Annotated in this window: 14 protein-coding genes and 1 pseudogene; 9 read left to right on the top strand and 6 right to left on the bottom strand. The window is 44.2% G+C overall.

Going from position 1 to position 22,335, the window contains the following annotated elements:
- The first annotated feature begins 31 nt into the window (after positions 1-31).
- The 9 genes and pseudogenes from AB4517_RS06460 to AB4517_RS06420 all read left to right on the top strand — a co-directional run.
- A complete protein-coding gene (locus AB4517_RS06460; RefSeq protein WP_372148078.1) occupies positions 32-1,363 on the top strand; it encodes a tyrosine-type recombinase/integrase in 1,332 nt (443 codons plus the stop codon).
- Positions 1,356-3,098: a hypothetical protein gene (locus AB4517_RS06455; protein ID WP_372148077.1), complete on the top strand. Its 1,743-nt coding sequence runs from the start codon at positions 1,356-1,358 to the stop codon at positions 3,096-3,098. Before AB4517_RS06460 ends, AB4517_RS06455 begins: the two co-directional genes overlap by 8 nt.
- Positions 3,098-5,146, top strand: coding sequence for a hypothetical protein (locus AB4517_RS06450; RefSeq protein WP_372148076.1), 2,049 nt, complete (start codon positions 3,098-3,100; stop codon positions 5,144-5,146). The genes AB4517_RS06455 and AB4517_RS06450 overlap by 1 nt, the downstream gene beginning before the upstream one ends.
- Positions 5,143-5,601, top strand: a complete 459-nt coding sequence (locus AB4517_RS06445) for a hypothetical protein (protein WP_372148075.1) — start codon at positions 5,143-5,145, stop codon at positions 5,599-5,601. Before AB4517_RS06450 ends, AB4517_RS06445 begins: the two co-directional genes overlap by 4 nt.
- Before the next feature lie 138 nt (positions 5,602-5,739).
- Positions 5,740-8,406: an AAA family ATPase gene (locus AB4517_RS06440; RefSeq protein WP_372148074.1), complete on the top strand. Its 2,667-nt coding sequence runs from the start codon at positions 5,740-5,742 to the stop codon at positions 8,404-8,406.
- Between the two features lie 337 nt (positions 8,407-8,743).
- Positions 8,744-10,060 carry a serine/threonine-protein kinase gene (locus AB4517_RS06435; RefSeq protein WP_372148073.1) on the top strand — a complete coding sequence of 439 codons (1,317 nt, stop codon included), beginning with the start codon at positions 8,744-8,746 and terminating at the stop codon, positions 10,058-10,060.
- A gap of 2 nt (positions 10,061-10,062) precedes the next feature.
- The gene (locus tag AB4517_RS06430) at positions 10,063-10,656 is read left to right on the top strand and encodes an ECF-type sigma factor (RefSeq protein ID WP_372148072.1); all 594 of its coding nucleotides are present in this window, start codon (positions 10,063-10,065) and stop codon (positions 10,654-10,656) included.
- Positions 10,657-10,775: 119 nt separating this feature from the next.
- A complete protein-coding gene (locus tag AB4517_RS06425; RefSeq protein WP_372148071.1) occupies positions 10,776-13,571 on the top strand; it encodes a hypothetical protein in 2,796 nt (931 codons plus the stop codon).
- A gap of 132 nt (positions 13,572-13,703) precedes the next feature.
- A pseudogene (locus AB4517_RS06420) lies at positions 13,704-13,964 on the top strand (DUF6482 family protein); the annotation flags it as partial.
- 92 nt (positions 13,965-14,056) lie between these two features.
- Here AB4517_RS06420 and AB4517_RS06415 read toward each other — a convergent pair.
- The 6 genes from AB4517_RS06415 to AB4517_RS06390 all read right to left on the bottom strand — a co-directional run bounded on the left by AB4517_RS06415 (position 14,057) and on the right by AB4517_RS06390 (position 22,119).
- Complete coding sequence (locus tag AB4517_RS06415; protein ID WP_372148070.1) at positions 14,057-15,298, bottom strand: NADH:ubiquinone reductase (Na(+)-transporting) subunit B; 1,242 nt, start codon at positions 15,296-15,298, stop codon at positions 14,057-14,059.
- A gap of 198 nt (positions 15,299-15,496) precedes the next feature.
- Entirely contained in the window at positions 15,497-16,459 is a 963-nt protein-coding gene (locus AB4517_RS06410) for an SPOR domain-containing protein (protein ID WP_372148069.1), read from the bottom strand.
- A gap of 187 nt (positions 16,460-16,646) precedes the next feature.
- Positions 16,647-17,585, bottom strand: coding sequence for an ABC transporter permease (locus tag AB4517_RS06405; RefSeq protein ID WP_017060135.1), 939 nt, complete (start codon positions 17,583-17,585; stop codon positions 16,647-16,649).
- Between the two features lie 2 nt (positions 17,586-17,587).
- Positions 17,588-18,565 (bottom strand): ABC transporter permease, encoded by a 978-nt coding sequence (locus tag AB4517_RS06400; RefSeq protein WP_017060134.1) that lies wholly within the window; start codon positions 18,563-18,565, stop codon positions 17,588-17,590.
- 178 nt (positions 18,566-18,743) lie between these two features.
- Positions 18,744-20,297: an ABC transporter substrate-binding protein gene (locus AB4517_RS06395; protein WP_372148068.1), complete on the bottom strand. Its 1,554-nt coding sequence runs from the start codon at positions 20,295-20,297 to the stop codon at positions 18,744-18,746.
- A gap of 94 nt (positions 20,298-20,391) precedes the next feature.
- The gene (locus AB4517_RS06390) at positions 20,392-22,119 is read right to left on the bottom strand and encodes an ABC transporter ATP-binding protein (RefSeq protein WP_102428490.1); all 1,728 of its coding nucleotides are present in this window, start codon (positions 22,117-22,119) and stop codon (positions 20,392-20,394) included.
- Positions 22,120-22,335 lie beyond the last annotated feature (216 nt).

The raw sequence follows: 22,335 nt of genomic DNA, 5'->3' as shown, positions 1-22,335 counted from the left end.
ATGTATGGTCAGTGGTTTTCTAGGTAAATTTATGTATCTCATACAATCAAGCAATGTCTACAAACAGACAGAGTTATCAGTCAGTGATAACAACTGTCAATGCTCTCCTGTTGAGGGGAATATTGGCTCACTGCCTACACTGTTTAATCAAGATGGTTCGTTCAACCACGAAGCAAATAGTTACCTCTTCTACCAAAAATCCATCAAAGCAGCTAAAGACCTATCCCCCTGCGCTCAAGCGTTACATGCTTACTACCAATTCCTTGAAGATAAACAATTAGCATGGAATAAATTCCCGCCCGTCAAAAGACTAAAACCAACTTATCTTTTTCGTTCTCACCTGTTAAAACAAATCAAGAATGGTGAATTAGCTCACAGCACAGCAAGCGTCCGAATGAATCAAATTGTTAACTACTACAAGTGGTTAATGCATGATGGTTGCTTGAAAATCAAGAACGAAAAAGAGGCTCCTTTTAAGATGGAGTTCGTATCCGTTCAAAGCACTGGGATGCTGGCACACATATCGCCAACGTTTACCGTGCAGACCAGTGATCTACGAATTAAAGTGCCGAGGGACAGCAGCAGCAAGAACATCAGGCCGCTTACTCCCCTGAGTAACGATTCGCTGGACATATTAACCTCGTATCTGCCTCAAGCATCCATTGAACTACGCCTTCAGGTGCTGCTTTCTATTGATACCGGAATGCGGATCAATGAAGTAGCCACACTCACGCTGGATGCATTAAAGACTGCGATCCCCCTTGCTGAAAGTGAGCACCGCTATGAACTGACGATTTCACCGCAGTTGTATGGTGTTCAAACCAAATATGCCAAGCAAAGAACCATTGAAATATCAGCTGAGCTACTAGCCCAGTTAAATGATTACCGCACCTCTGAGCGGCGCCTACAGCGTGTGACAAAGCTAAATCATAAACTAGATAACTTATTTGAAGTGGCATTGGGGCTGAAGCAGGAAGCAGTTGATGCACTAGAGCGTTGTGAGAGTCACGAACCCGTTTTTGTCAGTGAGCAAGGTAATCCGGTCAGCGCAAAGTCCATTGAAGCCAGATGGTCAGAGTTGCGCAGCGTAATCAAAAAGTCGCACCCCACTTTTATGCACCGTTTCCACGATTTTCGCTCGACCTATGGCACTTACCGCCTCAGTGACCTGCTTGAAGCTGGACTCCTTGACCTTGAATGCATGGAACTGCTGATGGCTTGGATGGGACATAAAAATGAATCGACCACCTGGAAGTATTTGCGCTTTCTAAGACGGAAAAAGGCTTTCAAGGTCAAGTTTGGCATCCTCGATAGCATCATGCACAGCGTATTGCATAACGAACAGGGAGGTAGCAATGAGTAAGGTGGAATATCTCAGCGGTTGGCAGCCAGAGCTGTGTATCCAATTAGACAGAGATAGTGTTCAAAAAGCGGACTTTAACCGTTTTCTGGTCAAGCACTTTCCCTCAACGCAGTTATTGCAACAGGGCGGGCAATTTGAAGACGCTGAACGAGAGGGCGTTATTCTTCAGTTAAAACAAAGCTTCGATAAAGAGATTGAAGAAGGTGGCAGTCATTTCACCCTGTACAACGTCTTTTCTACCGCATCCTTGTATCTCAGGTGGTGCGATAAACAGAGCGTCAAAGCATTCACCCAATGCTCTATTGAAGGCTATATGTCTCACCAAAATGACCGAGTGATGTTAGGTTTGATGAAAAACTCGACCTACGCGCGGATACGCGGAGATATGAGTATCCTGTTTATCAAATATCTTGACCTGTCGCATCACTACTTCGATAACGTGGTGGTCAGGGATTCCAGCGATACAGAACCTTACGAAGCCTACACCCGCAGCGATTTAAACCAACTGCTTCCATTTTTACGACAAGTCTTTAAGCAGACGCAAAAGCAATTTATTGCATTCCCAGAAAAGCATTTTGATGCCTACAAAAACGTGTCCACCATGACCTTTCACTGGCAGGGTAAACAATACCCCTTGTATGGTGGAATTAGCAAGATGATGTGCGCAGGAGCGTTCCTACTGGCCTATTACACCCATAGCAATACCGGAAACTTGTTGCAACTCCGCCAACCAGACAATGCTTCAACCACACTGGACGAGGTATGGTACACCATGCCTGCCTTTAAACGCCGTGCGTTTAAAACGATTCAGGTGGAAATGTGTGGCCATGAGTTAGATATTCCAAAATACGCCTTAGATTTTTTCGATAAGTTGCGTGAAGCATCCATGCTAGTTGATACTGGTGAACAGCCCCTCTTGCTGCAAACGGTCACTGCCAATAAGGTACAGCCAATAAAGGCTACAACACTCCGTAGCTTTGCAGACTGGATGGAAGCGCACTTTTCATTTACTGACCAAACGGGTCGTCGATTGCGTCCGATGATAAGCCGATTCCGCGAAACCGGTGCCCAATTAACCGCATTTCATCAGGGCGACATGGCGAACGACATCATGCTGAACAACACGCCCAACACCCGCAAGAAGCATTACAGTGAAGGCAATAAAACAACCAATAATGGCATGATGCAAGATACCATGGCGATAAGAGAGGAGCAGGCCAAAAGTAAGGTTAACACCTCGCAAGCGAGGCAGAATCTGGCAATTGATGTGCTAGTGATTGAACAAGAAAACAGCATCAAACTGCCTAACCTCAGTCGAACATCAAGCGGGTCAAGCTGTAACAACCCGTTTGGTGAAAAGTCGGAGAAATATACCAAACAAGCCCGACGCCACGGATTAGCCAAAGAGGGGGAGCGATTAGCGTGCGCCGACCTGTTAGCGTGTTTTGGCTGTCCAGAGCAAGTCATTGTTCAGTCGGTGGCAGATATCTGGTGCCTGCTCTCGTTTAAAGCCTGCATCGAAGAGTCGCTATACCTGCATTTAGATGCCAGTCATTATCGCAACAACTTCAAGGCGATTATTTCCTTCATCGACCAGAAAATACTACCCAACCTCCATGCCAAGGTACTTAAGCAAGCAGAAGCGCGTCTGAATGACGATGGCTTGCACCCAGCGTGGGGCGAAGTCGATTCCATTCTCAACCTCATTCCTCGCGTTGCTAAGGGGGCAAAATAATGCAAACCGACCACCTTTATGAAGCCAGCTTTCCAACAGCGCACAAAATTCAAGATACTGATTTGATCAGGCTGTATCATGAACAACGCTTTGATGAACTGGATGCGGTTATCGTCTGCAGGGATAAAAAAGGTGCGGTCACGGCAAGCTTCGGCGATAGCGACTGGAACTGCCTGCCGTTCTCCCGAAAAAAAAGCAAAAATAATTTACCATTTGCAGAGTTCGAACGGTCACCGGCACTGCAACGGGAGCTAAAACTGCTCACTTTTGGTTGGCTGTTTAACAAGAACCCGAAACAACGAAAAGCAACTTCCTTCTCTAGCACTAAAACTCGACAGGCAAGCATAAAACTCGCCTATCGCTTCCTAATACAAAACTGCCTCAGTTCATTACAAGCGCTCTCTAAACCCAGTCACTGGAAATCTTTTGAGGCATATCTTATCAACAACGGGTACGCACAAAGCACTATTGAGCAATGTTTTATTGCTATCAACAAAGCTATCGAGTTCGCACCGTGGCATCAATTAGCGCTAGGCTTTACCGCGCCGATTAAGGCATCTGTTGAGGCAAAAAAACTTTGCGACCTACACAAGCAGCAAACTCTGGTTATCCCTGAGCGCTTATGTGATGAGATTTATGGTAAAGCGATTGAACTTATCGAAGAAGCCCATCCATTTCGGGCGCTAATTGCCCAAACCGAAAATGCCATGCAAGACAACTATCTAGAAGGTAGGCGTGTCCTCGATGAAAAGATTGCGCAAGGAGCCATGTTCACGTTTTTAAAAACTGATGGAGGGATTGATAACCACAAATTTGCGTCGGCCCTTCAAGAAAATCAGCCCAACTCCGTTCTCGATATCATTGCACCATTAGCCGAAAAACTGCCGAATGTTAAGTTGAGCAACGGAACTGATTTCAAACGTTACCTTGGGCAACTGATTACCAGTAGCTACATCGTATGTGGCGGGTTCAGCGGAATGCGGGACTCCGAATTAGACAAGCTCACTCCTGACAGCTACTACAAGGACACCTTTGAAGGTCGCGACTACCACATGCTGCAATCTCACACCTTTAAGCTGGGAGAAAAACGCGAAACCTGGGTGACAGCAGCGTCTTCAAAAGCAGCTATCGAACTGATGTCCACACTCACAGAGCGCTGGCGCTCAGAGGTCGTTTATCCCAATGACAAATATACTGACTCCATTTGGCTTAATCATACCTATCGCTCTAAAAGTCCAGTATTAATTACTGACTGGTCCTCCCGCTTACAGCGTTTTTGTCGGCAATTCGGCATGGTGGTGAGTGAAGAAGATTATCAGGAATGCCTTGAGTCTAACCCGCGCTCGTTAGAGCGAATTAGAGAATCTGTCGCGGTTGGTAAGCCTTGGCCCTTAACTCCACACCAGTTCAGGCGCACACTGGCGTTTTACTGCATTAAGAACCGCTTTGGTACATTAGTTGCACTGAAACAGCAATTTAAGCACCTGTATTTAGCCATGACCGAGTGGTACACCAATGGCGGAAAGCTGGCGAGCTATCGGGACTTAATGGTAGACGAAAAGGTAAAAAACCTGCTCAATGACATCAATGCAGAATCAACGGCGAACAAGATTTTTAAACAGTGGCATTCGGACGAAAAACTCGCGGGAATTCACGGTAAAGCAATCATGAAAATGCGCGGCGAAATACCCAGTATCTATAGCTCTTGGGAGATCATCTATAGGGCGGTTAAGGACGGCAAGTTAACACTGCACGGCTCATTGCACAGCTATTGTAAAAATGGCTACAACTGCAATATGGATGGCGTGGTAGCACCTCAGTTTTGTATCGACTGTGGCTCTGGTGGTAGCATCATTGATGAACAACAAGCTAAATGGTGGCAGAAGAAACACCACAGCTTAGTGGCATATATGGAATCTGGAGAAGAAATTTCGGTGAGTGAGCATTCTCACTATGTCACTCAAGTAAGAGCCGCAGAGAAAGTCATGGCTGACTTTGATATGCCCTTCACCCCCTTTGAACGTGATTTGAAGGTAACGAACTTATGAGTAAGAGCGAAAACACACTGCTAGCATTAGAGTCAGCCCTAGAGCGTATTAAACAGGGCAAGCCCAAGCGCATTCCTACTCACCGCAAGCTCAGCGTAAGAGCTGTCGAGGAAGAGGCAAATTTAGGTAATGGCAGTGGCTATTACTACCCTGACTTTGTTGAAAAAGTTAAACAAACCAAAGCTGAAATTGCGACAGGCAAAGGTGAAATCGTCCAACCAGAAATCCAGATGGTACGCTCCAAGCTCAAAGAGCAGAAACGCATCAAGGATAACTACAAGACTAAGTACGAAGCAGAACGCAAGAAGCTAGCTCTTTTTGCGGCGGCACAGCATCACTTGAACGATAAGCTGGTGCGGGCATTGGCTCGTATTGATGAGTTGGAGTATGAGAATGCGGATCTTCGAGAGCAGCTTGCAACACTAAGACGAAGTCAGGTGATATCTATCAAATAGACATATCGATATTCGTTGAGTCACAACAATTGTCAAATGAGGCCAACTATCACAAAAGCCCTTAAAACAGGTATATACGCCATTGATGAAGAATTATACTGACCTGAATTATGAAATTCGTTCAGTATAGGACTCACAATGGCATCTAGTCAGCAAGACTTCGAGCAATTTGTTCGATGGCTTCACCAACCAGACAAAAATACACCTAGCAGCGTGCGTAAGCTAGCAAATCTTGTTCTTCGTAATTTTGACGAGCTATCTCAAACTACACGACACCGAAGTAGCCGATCTATCTATCTTGTAGAGCTAATGCGCGGCGCACTTGAAGCGGCTGAAGATAATGAACCAGTAATCGCCCTTGAGAACGAAGAAAGTGAATGGTCATGGGCTAAATTAAATAATTTAACACTTGGGCCATTTCGAGGTTTTCGTACTCCAGAACCATTTGATTTATCAAAGCAGATAACCCTTTTCTATGGCCCAAATGGAAGTGGAAAAACCAGCCTTTGTGAAGGACTTGAGTATGCTTTACTGGGTGAAGTGGAAGAGGCTGGTAGCAAACGTATTGCTGCAAATACATATTTAAAGAATGTCATTGAAAATAGATTCGAGGTGCCGCAACTAACTGCCATCAATCATGAGGGTGAGGAAATAAACGTCGTTTCTAATCCTGAAAGTTACCGATTCTGTTTTGTTGAAAGAAATCGCATCGACTCATTCTCTAGAATGGCAGCACGCCCCAACGGACAGCGTGCAGAGTTGATAGCTACTCTATTCGGAATGGATCAATTCAGTGATTTTGTAAGCCATTTCAACGAGAGTATTGATGGGCAGCTCGTACTCACCAATGAACACCAAACGACGCTCACCGCTCGTAAAGCTACTCTTACTGCTGACCAAGCGCTTGTTGCAAATGAAGCAGATTCACTTGCTAACCTAACAAATGAAGAACAGGCTCTAGCACTTACCTATAGTGATGAGACAACATACGAATCTTTAAAGCTACTGATTGGCTCAGACGAAAAACCTAGTCGCATACATGAACTGAATCAACTAATTGAAACTATTCCTCCTGCGCAAATTGGACTAACACTCCCAAAAATCAGTGAAACACTAGATAGCGTCCAGACCCTAAGTGATAGCCTTAACGAGATCACGACCGCCCTCCACACAATGAGCGACCAAGTTTCTTATAAAGCTCTCTACAATTCTATTCTAGAGCTTAAAGAAATAACTGGTGACCGATGTCCTGCTTGCAATACACCTTTAACAGGAGAATCAAGTGTACGAGAAAACCCATTTGAAAAAGCGACTAGTGGGCTAGAACAATTAAGGGAGTTGACACTTCTGCAAGAGCAAAAGCAGGAAAAGCAAATTGAGCTAGAGCGAGCCTCTAGAACACTTCGTAATACACTAAAAACTGTCCATTCATTCCTTAACGGCGAAAGTAAAGATTTTGCCCCACTTAAGCAGTATTTAGAACAACTTCCTGATGAACCAACAGATATATGGTGGCTAGATATCTACCCAAAAACAGAGGAGGCCAGACTAAATAACAGCCTTCTAAGCCAACTATATAGCATTGTAGGACTAATATCTCAGCAGGATGAACAGTCACAGCTAGCTGAACAACAACGTCAAATACACATTGAGGAACGCCAAACATTAATCCAGTATCAACTTCGCATTCAAGCACAAGACCTTAAGCGACAACAACTCTTAAACGAATTACAGGCAGCGAAACGGCGTATTGAAGAGTTTGATGAAGCAAATGCTGAATTGATCGCTCTTGCTGAGCAAGAAAAAGCGAATATTGAAAGAGATCGCCCATACAAAACTTGTTATGACCAATTCCTTGAAGCACTTAAGGCATACAGGTCAGAGCTTCCAGCTCAGTTAATGGAAGGACTAAATGAAGCTACTATGGAGTTATACAACTCTTTTAATCGTAGTGATCGTGAGGAAGATAAGCTTGCAGCATTACACCTCCCAATAGACGGAAATGGAAAGATTGAAATTTGTTTTAGAGGTAATCTAGAGAACAGTGTCGATGCTCTACATGTCCTTAGTGAAGGACATATTCGCTGCTTAGGGCTAGCAATTTTGCTAGCGAAAGCCAAAAGCATAGGATGCCCTGTAATTGTGTTTGATGATGCTATCAATGCAATAGATCACGATCATAGAGGTGGGATTCGAGAAACAATATTTGAAAGTGATAACTTTGAAGAGCATCAATTGATTGTTACTTGCCATAGCAATGAGTTTATTAAAGATATCCAACAGCACTTGCCCGTCCAAAAACGAAATGACTGTAAGGTTTATGTGCTCCGCCATCACAATGGAAACTACCAGCCGAGAGTTGTAGGTAATATCCCAAGCGCTAATTACATTGCCAAGGCTAGAGCTGCAAAAGATGTTTTAAATGATAGAGATGCTCTATCTGCGTCAAGACAAGCTTTAGAAATGATATCGGAAAAAGTATGGAGATGGCTTGGTAGTCATGGTCATGGTGTACTAAAGCTGATGATTGTTGGCGCAGGAGCTGAGCCTTCTTTAAGAGATCTGTGCAATGCCATATGCAAAAACCTAAGAGACGCCAAAACATTCGAACATCCAAACAAAGATCCTCTCATTACAGCTTATACGCATATTCTGGGCATTCCCGAAAATAACTTAGTTTGGACTTACCTTAACAAAGGGACGCATGAAGAAGCTGATCGTGATGATTTTGATAGCGAACAAGTTGAAAAAGTTGTCCAAACATTAGAAGGCATTGATCAGCTAGACTTAAGGCCAAATAGATAAAACTCTGGAAAGTGGTATACTGCAGCTCAGTATTTTAGGAAAAGTGGAGATATTTCTCTACTTTTCTGGAAAAGGTCACCAAACCTTATCACATAGAACTTTCCAGATTTTTTACAGAGCCAACCTGTGTTAGTAGTTTCAGACGATGCGTTAATCGCAAATCATAAGATTGAAGAAAGAAGCAGGCTTAGGCCTGCTTTTTATTAACCAGCTTGAACAAAAAAAGAACGCACAACGTACTGATATGTAAAAAATTATAAAAGATTGTCAAATCTCAGCAAAATCTATAGCTCGTACTTATAGAATCCCGTTCATAATAATTCTTGAACAAGCGACAATGTCAGTAGCCAACACCCATATAACCGATCTTTTTTATCAATTATTGGACCTATCTGAGGCAGAAAAAACAAAATACCTAAAAGAATTAAAATCACACCAAGTCGAACTGTATAACAAGATTTACCCCCTTCTCTTCTCGTCAGATCTAGAGTCTCTTACACACATCTTTGGTGTAAGCGCACTTCAAGCTACCGACAAAAAAGCTAACTTCTCTGATACATACATTGATAAATACCACCTATCTTACGAAATAGGTCGTGGCGGTATTGGTGTTGTCTATGCTGCTACTCGAGTGGATAAGACATTCCATCAAGATCTTGCCATAAAACTCATTCAACCCGCTTTATCTCACCTCATAGATAAAGAGTATCTGTTTCAAGAAGCACAAGCGCTTGCGACGTTGAATCACCCATATATAACCAAGGTGATCGATGGAGGGACACATGAAGGGTCTGTTTATATTGTAATGGAACACATAAAAGGGTGTACCCTCAATGAATACCTTGCTACGTATTCACTGAATAAAACAAAGAAGCTCAGTCTATTTTTAAAAATATGCGCTGCTATCTCACACGCACACAAACACCAAGTTCTGCATACCGATTTAAAGCCAGAAAATATATTAATCGATTGTGAAGGTCACCCGAAGATACTCGACTTTAATTTAATGAGAGGAATCAATGACCAATTGTCTGCTTACCCAATCACAATCAATGCCTACAGCCATGACTACGCTAGCCCAGAGCAAATCAACGGAAGTCCACCCACTGTCCAATGTGATATTTACGCTCTAGGAAAGATCTTAACTTTCATGTTTCCTAAACTACCGATAAGTCAGGGTGACCTTCGCTGCATAATTCAAAAGGCAACACGACGCCACGCCTTACTGCGCTATTCGAGTACCAATGAACTTTACAACGACATTAAGCAGATAATCGCTTGCCGCCCAATCACAGCATATCAAGACCAACCATTCTATTCTGCTCTGAAGCTATGCCAACGCCGTCCGGTTCAATGTGCTTTGTCTACCGTGCTTATTTGGTGTGGTGTAGGTTTCTACACTCCTTTGATCAAAAAAAGCCAGCAACTTCAAATAGAAAAGCGCGCTTCTGAAAGGGTCACAAAGCAATTTGTCCGAACACTGTCTCTAATAAAAGAAAGCCCTAAATCAAAAGCATCGATCAATGCGGTACTCAAGCATACGCACAAAGCTGTTTTAGGAGACCCAGACATACCAACAAAAACAAAGGCGAAACTATTACAAATAATCACCCCGCAGGCTGTTCGCTCAGAATCAAAAAAAGGAAACTGCTAAATATGAGTAACCAACTAACCGACATCGAATCGATCGTGAGCGATTGGAAAGCAGGCTATAAAGGGGCTGAACAAAAACTCTATCATTTCGCTTACTCACACCTTTACACACTCGCCCAACAGGAGCGAAAACGGAGTACAACCAAGCATGAACAAAACTGTTGGGTGTCTTGGAATAGCATCAACAACACAACGGCGTTAGTTCACGATGCTTACCTAAAGCTCTCTTTTGCTGATACTCAATCAATAAAAGACACTCGTGATTTTCTGTTAATGGCAGCAAAAATCATGCGACAAATACTCATCGATAACGCTCGACGTCAACAAGCACAGAAACGCCAACTCCCCACAAAAGTTCCCCCTCAAGAAGAAAGGCATTTCGAGCAGCTAATCATTATGGATAAGGCTGTTGACCACTTTACTTTGAATTACCCAAGGCAATCACAAGCATTCAAACTGAAATACCTTATGGGGCTTCAAACTCAAGAAATTAGCCAGCTACTAGCGTGTAGCGACAGCCTAATTGAAAAGGATTTAAAGTTCTCTCGCTGTTGGTTAACGAGGAAAGTAAACACGCAGCACAACCCAATTTATTGAAAATAATTTACGGTATTTCACTCAAATTTCGTGTCTTGTGAAATCCACTCTACAAAGGTAAAAACGCCGCAGATCTTAATTAACCTAAAAATAATTACTCTTCAGGGTAAGGATAAAAAATGAAAAAGGTAACGTTATTAGCGGCTGCGGTGGCACTAGGCTTAACAGGTTGTGGGAGTGATAGCCCCCATACGAGTAATACCCCTGGCAATGATGGTACTCCTCCTGGCGGCGATTCAGGTGATAAATCGAGTAGCATTGTAGTAAAGGGATTTGATGGCTACTTCCATAACGCCGTAGTGTTTGCCGATGTGGACGACAACGGGAAACTGAATCTAGACATCGATACTGTGTTCGGTCTAACAGACGAAAACGGTGAATTAACACTACCGAAAAATACAGAGGTCAAACACAGCCTAGGTTTACAAACGCTCCGTCCTGGCGATGTAACTCCAGAGCTGGCTCAGAAACTGAGTACTCTTCCTGACAATACAAAATCACTGGATAAACTGTTAGATCTATATACAAGAGATATGGACCTTCCGGACCAACCTATGTCCAACGCTGTCGTACTTCGCACACCAAAGGTTGATGGCAGTGAAGGTGTCGTTATATCTCCAATTACCGATCTAGTCGCTATCGAGATGCGCAAAAATAACAGCACACTTGAAGCTGCCGCATCAGCAGTAAGTAGCAACCTTGGGGGCACAGAAGAAGCACCAATTGATCTTTTCTCTGACTTTGTCGAAGACTCTAAGAGCAACCTGCAAAGTGCTCGACTTCATAAAACTGCGCAGATTCTTACGGAGTCAAAAGCGAAAAACCCTTCAGAATACGAAAAACAAATTGAGGTAATCACGGACACGGCTACTGAAAAATCAGAAGAAATCGTTACAGAAGACAATATGGGCGATGAGAACCTGGTAAACGACAGGCCAATCATTGATCCAACTGAGCCAGAGACCGCTATTCGCAACTTTAAGTTGTTAGTTAATCCATCAGCAGCATCAGCGATCCAGAAACAGATCCATACACTCAAAATTACCGAAACAGATACTGTTTTAGAAACGATTGAAGTACCAAACAATCTTTTTGAAGATAAGTATTCAGTAGACGGTGCTCTAACTCCGGTAAGGCCTAGAGTTAAAATTGATGGAGAAGGAGAGATCACTGCTGAGCTTGACGAAACTGGTACTACGTTAACATTATCAAGTTCAGGCTCATTGGAGAATCCGCAGCGCAGTTACACAATTACGTTTGAAGCAGAAGACAAAGATACACAAGATGAAGATGCGAAAGTAACCAGTACACTGCGTACTACTTTTTCATTCGATGTTGACCTACTCAACACACCTCCAAGCATTGTGGATACGGAAGAGACACGAATCCAGACTGAAATTGTATCTACATGGAATCTAATCCAAGGTGCCCAGTTTACCGGAGAGATCCCAGTAGATACGTTGTTTGAAGATCGTGAAGATTCTCACCTAACATACACAACAAATATCGACAGTGCAGTTCCTGGTCTTAAATCTGAGTACGATTCAGTATCTGGCGTAATTCACATAACGGGTTACCCAAAAAAGGTTAATAGCAACAAGGTAAACTTCACCATTCATGCTGATGATGGTCACACTTCAACCTTCTTAGCGTCTGCACCTGCGAACTTTACAATGCCTCCAGTGCAAGCTGGCAGCATCAGTATTAACGAAGAGTTAGAAGCAGATCTACAAGCACAAATTACGACGCAATGGTCACTGACTGTTGGTAAAGACTTTGAAGAAGCTTTCAGCGTTGCAAATCTGTTTAGCTCAAAGGTTTCGGGCGATATTGAATATTACGCTCACTATGCGCCACATGATAATGAAGCGCCAAGCAACCCGATTCCGGGTGTATCGGTAAGTGTTGATAGTTCGGGCTTCGTAACATTAAGTGGGCGCCCAACTTCAGAGACCAATAATGTTGTTCTGTATATCGCACAGGGGATCAACTTTTCGGGTGGTGAGGAAAATGATATTGAATCAGAAATGGTAACGTTTAGGTTGCCTAACGTTCAGCCAGGAGATGTTACACCTCCCACAACATCTATCGAAGACCAATATTTGTATCAATCAGCACTAGAAAACTACAATGATGAAGGTACAGGCTTAGCTTGTGAGGTTCGATATTTCGATTCAGAAACACAAACGCTCTACGCATACACTCGTACTCAAGAAAGCTTTACTTCTTGCCCTGAGATTAATACTTCGTCGTCTCCTGCTAACAACAATAATTTTGAGTCACTTGGTTCATACACTATTGATGCTAGTGGGGGGTATGTACTTAATATCAATGATGGTGATGAATCATTCACTATTCGCTATAGTGCTCAAAAGTACCAAGACTACTTTGTGTTCCAAAATACAGAAACTTTCGACTATTCAATTGACGACAAAGTAGAAAGTATGACTTTTGAGGAAATGCACCCTGCCTATACTACTCCACAACAGTTGAATGCCTTAATATCTCAACGCATTACTGATGGCGTTACTGATGACGTATGGGTTGAAGGTACTCTTCATTATATTGACCAAAATGGCAACATTAATGATATGGATGTTGACGCAGCTATGAATGATGTAGATGACAATTGCACTGATACTAACATGTGTGAGAGTGGTGTATCAGATGCAGACATTTACCTTAAAATGAGCTGTGAAGAAGTAAAAGCAAACTACACATTCGACGTGTACTCAATGTCGGGAACACCGTTTTCCTGGGAAGTGCAGTACTTTGATTCTGCGAAAAATAACAGCTGTGGTATCGATTTTACTTCTATCACTCCAATCACGAGCGGTATTAGAACCATTCATGGTGAAGTGAAAGAAGAAAAACTTGGTAAATTTGCAGACATCCTGTTTAGTTTCGCAAGATAAAGTTGAATTAGTTCAACATATAATTTAACTAACATTAAGCCTTGTCGCTCTCGACAAGGCTTTTTTATGCGTACGATCTGAACCTTCAGCGGAAATTCCGCGTACGGAAAACAAACCAACACTAAAAGAGCGGAGCTCATTATGAATCTACTAATTGAATCATTTGAAGGCGGGATCTACTTGGCTTACCAAGTTATTGGCGAGCAAAAGCAATTAATTAAAGATGACCACCAGCATCCTATGAAGTTTTTGAGTGTTAACCAAGCACGCGATCACTTTAGCGACCAAGGTGTCGCATCAGCTATGCTGGTTCATAACAGCGCCTACGACGAAATGTGTGGTGAACACTGTGGTAGCACACAACCTTTCGAGATTGATTTGAAGTGGAGTTAAATCAACCTCAAATCAATCGCGATAAAAATTGAAAGGCTTGCATCAATGCAAGCCTTTCTTATGGGATTGACTTTCCCTTTTAACCACTTAGATTAGCGCGATGTCCGTTTAAGTCTTCGTTTAATGTTCTGCTCTTTCACTACAAAGTCGAACAGCGGAGCGAACAGGTTGGCGAACAAGATAGCCAGCATAATGCCCTCTGGATAAGCAGGATTGAGCACTCGGATACCGACCGTCATAACACCAATCAAGATCCCGTAAGCCCACTTACTCTGATTGGTAAACGCGGCAGATACAGGGTCTGTTGCCATGAAGAAGGTACCAAACGCTACACCACCCAACACAAAGTGCCAGTAGAACGGCATCGAAAACATCGTGTTGGTTTCCGACCCTATCCAGTTCAGTAAACTCGACGTCACGACAAGGCCGACAATCACACCGGCGACAATGCGCCAAGACGCTATCTTCATCACAATCAAAATCAACCCCGTCAGCATGATCAGCAGTGACGACACCTCACCCATCGAACCTGGAATATTACCGATAAAGGCATCCATCCAGGTGATCGCCTCGCCAGTCATGTTATTGATGAGTGACGTGCTGCCGCCTTCATACCATTGACTCAGCGGTGTCGCGCCTGAATAGCCGTCAGCGGCAACCCACACAAGCCCACCCGACATGTTGGCTGGATAGGCGAAATAGAGAAACGCGCGGCCTGCTAGTGCAGGGTTAAGGAAGTTTCGTCCTGTACCACCGAACAGCTCTTTGGCGACAACGATACCAAAAGTGATACCTAATGCAGCTTGCCAGAGCGGGATAGTTGGAGGGAGGATTAGTGCAAACAGCACCGAGCTAACAAAAAAGCCTTCATTAACTTCGTGCTTGCGAACGACAGCAAACAAGACCTCCCAGAAGCCACCCACAACAAACACCGTGGCATAAACAGGTAGGAAATAGAGTGCACCAAGCAACATCTGACTTGCCCAACCACTTGCCATCAATGACTGCGCATCACCAAATGCCCAAGACAGACGCCAGCTGCTTTCTATAACAGAGGCAAGTTCGTTGAGTTGATAGCTGGAGGTTAGTGAGAGAACGCTTTGGTGTCCGACGTTATACATCCCCCAGAACATTGCGGGGAAAGTTGCTAGCCACACCAGAATCATGATGCGTTTAAGATCTATACTGTCTCGAACATGGGTTATGCCGCGGTTTACGTTGCCGGGTGTATAGAATATTGTCGCGAAAGCTTCATACACTGGGTAGAGCTTTTCGTACTTACCACCGGCTTCAAAGCGTGGAGCCACGTCTTCTAATCGTTTTTTTAAACTCATAATCTCAATCACCTTATTGCTTGAGTTATGGTTTTCTACGCATCAGCCGCGCTATTTGAACAATTTTTAACGATTTTTAATCAAATTCGTCTTGAAGAACGAGTGTCTAAAAGTCGAACCGATGTCGAAAAAGAGAGGCGTATAAACAACAAAGCCCCAGCAATGGCTGAGGCTTATTTGGTTTGGTAACGGTCGTCGTTACTTAACGCACATCACATTAAGCAATGAAGAACCTTTCAACTGGTTGACGTTACCGTTGGTAAACAGACCTTTCTTATCTGCGCCCCAATAAGGGAGATGCATTGGCCAGTTCTGTTTTTCCATAACCTTTGAGCTCAAGATGCTTTGCCATTGCTTCTCACTCATCAGCTTCATGTTGACCTGATTACACACCAATTCAGCGCTATCGTAATCTAGGCGGCTCCAAGGCTTACCTTGCTCCATGTAGAACTGTTGTTGATGATCTAGAAGGTAAGGAATAGCATATTGGCTACCCGCAATGTCTGCTTTCACGCGAATCTCGATCTCTAGATCATTGTCTGAACTCGCGTTACCGCTTGGTAGCGTCTGAATTGCTGCAGCGCTCGCTACCGCCGCCACTTGCTTAGTAGCCACAGGTTTCGGTGCAGGCTTAGCTTCTACTTTTGCAGGAGCCTTGTGCGTCACCGCTTTTGGCTCTGCTGGTTTTGCCACAATAGGCTGTGATGAGGTTTTCGACTTATCGACCATACGAATAAAGGCTTCACCGTAACCAGAAACCTTACGCACCTGAGCTAGGTCTTTTCTCGCATCAGAGAAGGTAGAATAAGGTCCGATTAAGCAACGGTAGTCTCCGCCTTCCGGCTTCATCCAAACGTTGGTCGAGATCTTCTCATACAGAGGCTTTGCTCGGCTCAGTGACAAAGGCTTGTTCAGCAGGCCACATTGAACCCAAAACAGTTCGTTATCTGAATGACGTTTTGGTGCTTTACTGCCCCACACGCCCTTACCGATCGGACATGATTGATCTAGCTGTGGTAATTGGTTGGTGCTTGCCTGAGTTGCATCACATAGAACCGACTCTGCATTCACTTGGCTCGATACCAAAAGAGATGCAGCGATAAGTCCCATACGATAATTTCTCGTCACAGCACGACATACAGCATTCATTGTCAATTTCATAACCACCACTTAAACCCTTGCGGGCTAATTATTACCGAATCTATGTCGATAAAACATGAATTCCATTTTAACTATTATTGACACTGTCAATAATACTAAGTTCCAGATCCATTAAGCAAAAAAAGAGCCGTAATTGCTTACGGCTCTTAATTTAGTGACTTTTTTTACTAAAAATCAAACCGGGCTATCACCCTTTATAAATTTTCGGGTTAAACACGTCACGTAACCAGTCGCCTAATAGGTTAATAACGAGAACCAATGTTACCAAAAGCACACCTGGGAATGCTGTGATCCACCATGCTCCTGAGAAAATGTAGTTAAAACCAGTACTGATCAGGGCACCGAGTGACGGTTGGTCTACCGGAAGACCTAAACCGAGGAAAGAAAGTGCCGCTTCTGACATGATGGCATTTGCCACCTGTACCGTAGAGATAACCAAAATCGGTGATAAACAGTTAGGCAGAATATGGCGGAACATGATGCGAGGCGCTCTAAAGCCCATCACACGTGCCGCTTCTACGTACTCTTTCTTCTTCTCTGCCAATACCGATGCACGAATCGTACGAGCATACTGCGGCCATTCAGCAATACCGATGATCACCACCAGCATAACAACCGCATATTGCGCGTAGAAGTCACTACCGAAACTCGCCTTAAAGATGGCCGAGACAATGATCGCAACCATCATGGTTGAGAACGAAAGCTGAACATCGGCAAAACGCATCAGGAAGCTATCAATACGACCACCGAAGTAACCTGCAGACAAGCCAATGATGATACCGAGAGTCAGCTGAAGACCTACCGCTAGGAAACCGATCGTCAATGACAGACGCGAGCCGTAAAGCATCGTAGATAAGATGTCACGACCCTGCTCATCAGTACCCAGTAGGAAGCGTTCTTCGCCGTCTTCCATCCAAGATGGTGGCAACTCAGAATCCATGATGTCGATAGACGTCACGTCATACGGGTCTGTTGGCGCTAGAATAGGTGCCGCTAATGCCATAACAAGGAAAGCTGCAAAGATAGCGAAGCTCACCATTGCCACTTTGTCACGTAAGAAGTAGTACAGAATGTCTGACTGCTTGAATCGCTCCCAACGAGATGGAGCTGTTGTTGTTTGTTCCATGATTATGCTCCTTTCCCTGTGATGTTCACTGTTGGGTTAATGATGCCGTATAGCAGGTCAACAATGGTGTTAGTTACTACGAAGATCAGGCCAACGAAGATAACGTATGCGGTAATCAGTGGTGTATCCACTCGGTTAATCGCTTCAAGGAATAGGAAGCCGGTACCCGGCCACTGGAATACAGTTTCAGTAAGAATGGTGTAAGCCACCATAGTACCGATTTGAACACCGCCTACCGTTAGTACTGGCAGCATTGTGTTTTTCAAAGCGTGTTGGTAGTAAATCTTGTTCAGCGCTAGGCCTTTTGCTTTACCAAACTTGATATATTCAGAGCTAAGAACCTCTAGCATTTCAGAGCGTACTAGACGAATGAACAGAGGCAGCATGATAGATGCTAGAGCAATACTCGGCAGCACTAAGTGTGCAAGGCCATCGAGCGTTAAGAAACCAGACTCCCAGCCAAACCAGTTTGCGGTCTCACCACGTCCAAACGACGGCAGCCAACCTAACTCAATAGAGAATACATACATCAACATGATTGCGGTTAAGAAAACAGGCACAGAAATGCCGATACTACTGCCCGCCATCACCAGTTTAGTGAAGAAGCTTTTTGGGTGTATTGCAGAATAAACGCCAAGTGGAATCGACAGACAAACAATGATCAGAGAAGCGCCGAACACAAGCTCAAGCGTTGCGACTAGTTTATCTAAGATTACGTCCACAGCTGGGCGTTTAAAGAAATATGAAGTACCAAGATCACCTTGTAGAGCTGCGCCCACAAAGCGAGTGTATTTTGTAATGAAGGGATCATTTAAGCCGAGTTCATCACGCAGCGCTTGACGCTCCGATTCTGAAACAGATTGACCGACTAACTCACGCAACGGGTCGCCCAGGTTATCCTGAATGGCAAACGCCACCAAACTGATCACAAACATCACTATCAGTGCCTGAAACAGGCGCTTGACCAGAAACGTAACCATTCCTTGCCCCTTATCTATCCATGACTATCTAGTCGAAATCCGCGACTAGATAACAAAATTCAGTCTTAAAAAAGGTATTTAGCCAGACTGAAGGAAGACCAAATACCGAAACTTAAATCTATATCTTAATAATTTGAGAGCCTGAAAAGCTTCAGGCTCTCGATTCTAGCAAGCTAGATTATTTTACAACTAGGTCGCCGAAGTAAGGCATAACCATTGGGTTTACTACGTCTGCTGCACCTACGTTAGACTTCGCGCCCCACGCTTCACTTTGCCAGTGTAGCGGTACGAATGCTGCGTCGTTGTAAAGTGTTGCTTCAACGCCTTTCAGCATTTCAGCACGCTTAACTGGGTCAGTTTCAGTGTTAGAAGCTTCTACGATCGCATCCATTTCTGGGTTTGAGTAGCCAGAACAGTTGTATTGACCACGGCCAGTCTCTTCGTTACGAGTCATAGTTAGGAACTCGTTGAAGTTAGCTGAATCTTCTGTATCTGAGTGCCAGCCGATCATCATCATGTCTGCTGAACATAGGTCAAACTCAGGCCAGTACTGTGCTTTAGGCATAGTTTTAAGATCAACTTTGATACCAATCTTAGACAGCATTGCCGCAGACGCTTGCGCTACTTTCGCATCGTTCACGTAACGGTTGTTTGGAGCCATCATAGTTAGCGTAAAGCCATCTTCGTAGCCCGCTTCTTTCATCAGCTCTTTCGCTTTTTTCAGATCGTAACGAGGAACTAGGTCTTCGTTGTGACCCGCGTAGCCTGTTGGGCTTTGCTGACCAGCTGCTGTTGCGAAGCCTTTCATGATCTTCTTAACGATACCTTCGTTGTTGATTGCGTGAACAATCGCCTGACGAACGCGAACATCTTTAAGTGCTTCGTTGCTGTTTTGGTTCATTTGGAACGTGATGATACGAGTACCAGGTAGCGTCACTAGATCGATGTTCTTAGCGTTTTTAACACGCTTGTGATCGTTTGGTGCTACTGGGTGAATCATATCAACGTCGCCAGAAAGAAGTGCTGCAACACGTGTCGCGTCTTCTTTGATTGGCACAAGTGTTAGCTTGTCTACGTTGCCTTCAGTTTCTGTGTCCCAGTAATCGTTGAAACGCTCGAACGTTACTTTAACGCCTTGCTCACGCTGCGTTACGATAAATGGACCAGTACCTGAAACGTTAGTCGAAGCAAACGAGTTACCGTGCTTAACTAGCTCAGACTTGTCTTTACCTTCCGCTGTTTGGCCAGAGTAGAACTTGCTGTCCATTGGGAAGATGTAAGTTGCTGTTTGTAGTACTAGTGGGTAAGCCGCTTTTGATACTAGCTCAACTGTGTAGTCATCCACTTTTACCATTTTTTCGTATGGCGTGAAGATAGACTTAAAGTCTGGAGAAGCTTGTAGACGTTCAAAAGTCCACACAACATCATCAGCAGTCAGTTCGTTACCAGAGTGGAATTTCACACCTTTACGTAGGTTGAAGCGGAAAGTCGTTTCATCAACACGCTCCCAGCTAGATGCTAGGCGGCCTTCAAAATCCATATCTTGAGTGAAACGTACTAGAGGGTCAAACACCATGTGAGACATTTGCAGTGTGCCACCAGACAGCTGCTCGTGCGGGTCAAGTGATACTGGGTCAGCTGCGTAGCCAACGGTAATATCTGCTGCTGCTGCACTAAAGCTTAGGCCAGCTGCCATTAAAGCTACTGCTAATTTGCTTTTCATGGTTTTCATTGCATAACTCCTTCATGCGGGAATCCAGATCCCTAGTTGTTGTATTTGCGTCTGTTTATTGTTGTTAGCAAGCTAAACTCCAGCCTGCTGATTTTTATACCGCGGCTTGTGCCACTGCTTTTTCTTCTCTTAAGCCTGTAAATTCAGGCATTAAAGAAATCAGTTGTTTGCTGTATTCATGCTGAGGTGATTGGAACAGCTGCTCCGTTGGCGCAACCTCCAATAATGTCCCCATCTGCATCACACCAACACGGTCACACATTTGGCGAATAACCGGTAGATCGTGACTGATGAACAGCATGGTTAGGTTTAGCTCGTCTTGTAAGTCTTTTAGTAGGTTAAGAATCTGAGCCTGTACCGACACGTCCAGTGCCGATGTTGGTTCATCACAAATCAAAAGACGTGGGCGAGTCGCCAAAGCGCGAGCGATAGAAATACGCTGACGTTGACCACCTGAGAATTCGTGTGGGTACTTCACCCCAGCCATTTTGCCTAAACCCACGTGCTCTAGCAGGTCGTTCACGATCTGACGAGTTTCATTTTCGTTGCGAGTAAGCTGATGGAATCGGATAGGTTCAGCAATGATGTCGAATATCTTCATTCGAGGGTTCATTGATGTGTAAGGGTTTTGGAAAACCATCTGCATTTGACGACGCATAGGGCGACGTTCTTTTTCAGATTTCAGACCAGTAAGATCAACGCCTTCAAACGTTACCTTGCCTGAGTTTGGTGCGTACAAGCCAGCAATCACACGAGCAATCGTTGATTTACCTGAACCTGATTCACCTACTAAACCAAACGTCTCACCCTCATGCACTTCAAAGCTCACGTTGTTTGATGCTTGAACGTACTCACGACGGCTCTCAAAGAAAGAATCTTTGGTGGTAAAGCGCAAGTTTACGTTCTCAACATTCAACAGTGGACCAGTGTAATCACGGTGATCTTGGCTTTGACCTAACCAGTGATTCTTCACATCCAATGGTTCCATCTCTTGTGCTTCTTCTATGTAGCTAACAAGAGGGAAACGATCGAGTTTACGATCCGAACGAGGAACCGCAGAGATAAGACTGTGTGTATATGGGTGCTCAGGAGTACCCAGAACTTTCGCTGTTGGGCCAAACTCAACTAAGTCACCACGATACATAACGGCTACGCGGTCGGTAACGTTAGATACCACGCCCATGTCGTGCGTGACCAACATGCAACCTACGTTCTTCTTAATACATAGGTCGCGAATCAAACCCAAGATCTGGTCTTGGATAGAAACATCCAGTGCTGTTGTTGGTTCATCTGCGATGATTAGGTCAGGTTCACCTGCCAATGCGATCGCGATAACCACACGCTGACGCATACCGCCAGAGAATTGGTGAGGGTACTGCTTTAAACGGTTTTCTGGTTGTGGGATACCCACTTGGTTCATCAAGTCTAATGAGCGCTGGTAGGCTTCTTGATCCGAAACCTTCATGTTGGCATGAATCGTCTCTTTTAACTGCTGTTCTACTGTGAATAGAGGGTTAAGAGAAGTCATTGGGTCTTGGAAGATAAAACCAATCTTTGAGCCGCGAACAGAACGCATCTGTTCAGGAGATAAACCAGAGACTTTTTCGCCATCCAGAAATACCTCGCCGCTAGCAATGCGGCCAGGAGGGCTCAGCAAATCGATCACAGCATTACCTACTGTTGATTTACCTGCACCAGACTCGCCTACAACACCAACAATCTCACCACGTTCAATGTTGAACGAAAGTGATTTAACTGCGGCGTGAACTCCATGACGAGATGGGTATTCGATACGAAGATTTTTTACTTCTAAAAGTGACATTACCAGACCTCTACTGCTTTGGCAGCTTTCTGCCCTGTCTGCAAAATTGAATCCATTCTTACCAGAATATTGTTCTGATATTTTATACGGTTGACAATTTGGCAAATAATTCACAGAAAAGCAACAAAAATAGGATAAAAAGTCGACATTAAACGCTTAGCAAGCAAAAGTGCCACATAACTATTCACCAAAAGAGCATATAGTAAGAAAAATCAA

This window comes from Vibrio sp. 10N.222.52.C3, from assembly GCF_041474195.1.
GTDB classification, from domain to species: Bacteria; Pseudomonadota; Gammaproteobacteria; order Enterobacterales; family Vibrionaceae; genus Vibrio; species Vibrio crassostreae_C.
The sequence above is the reverse complement of the archived record's forward strand: the minus strand, read 5'-3'. Positions and strand labels throughout refer to the sequence as shown.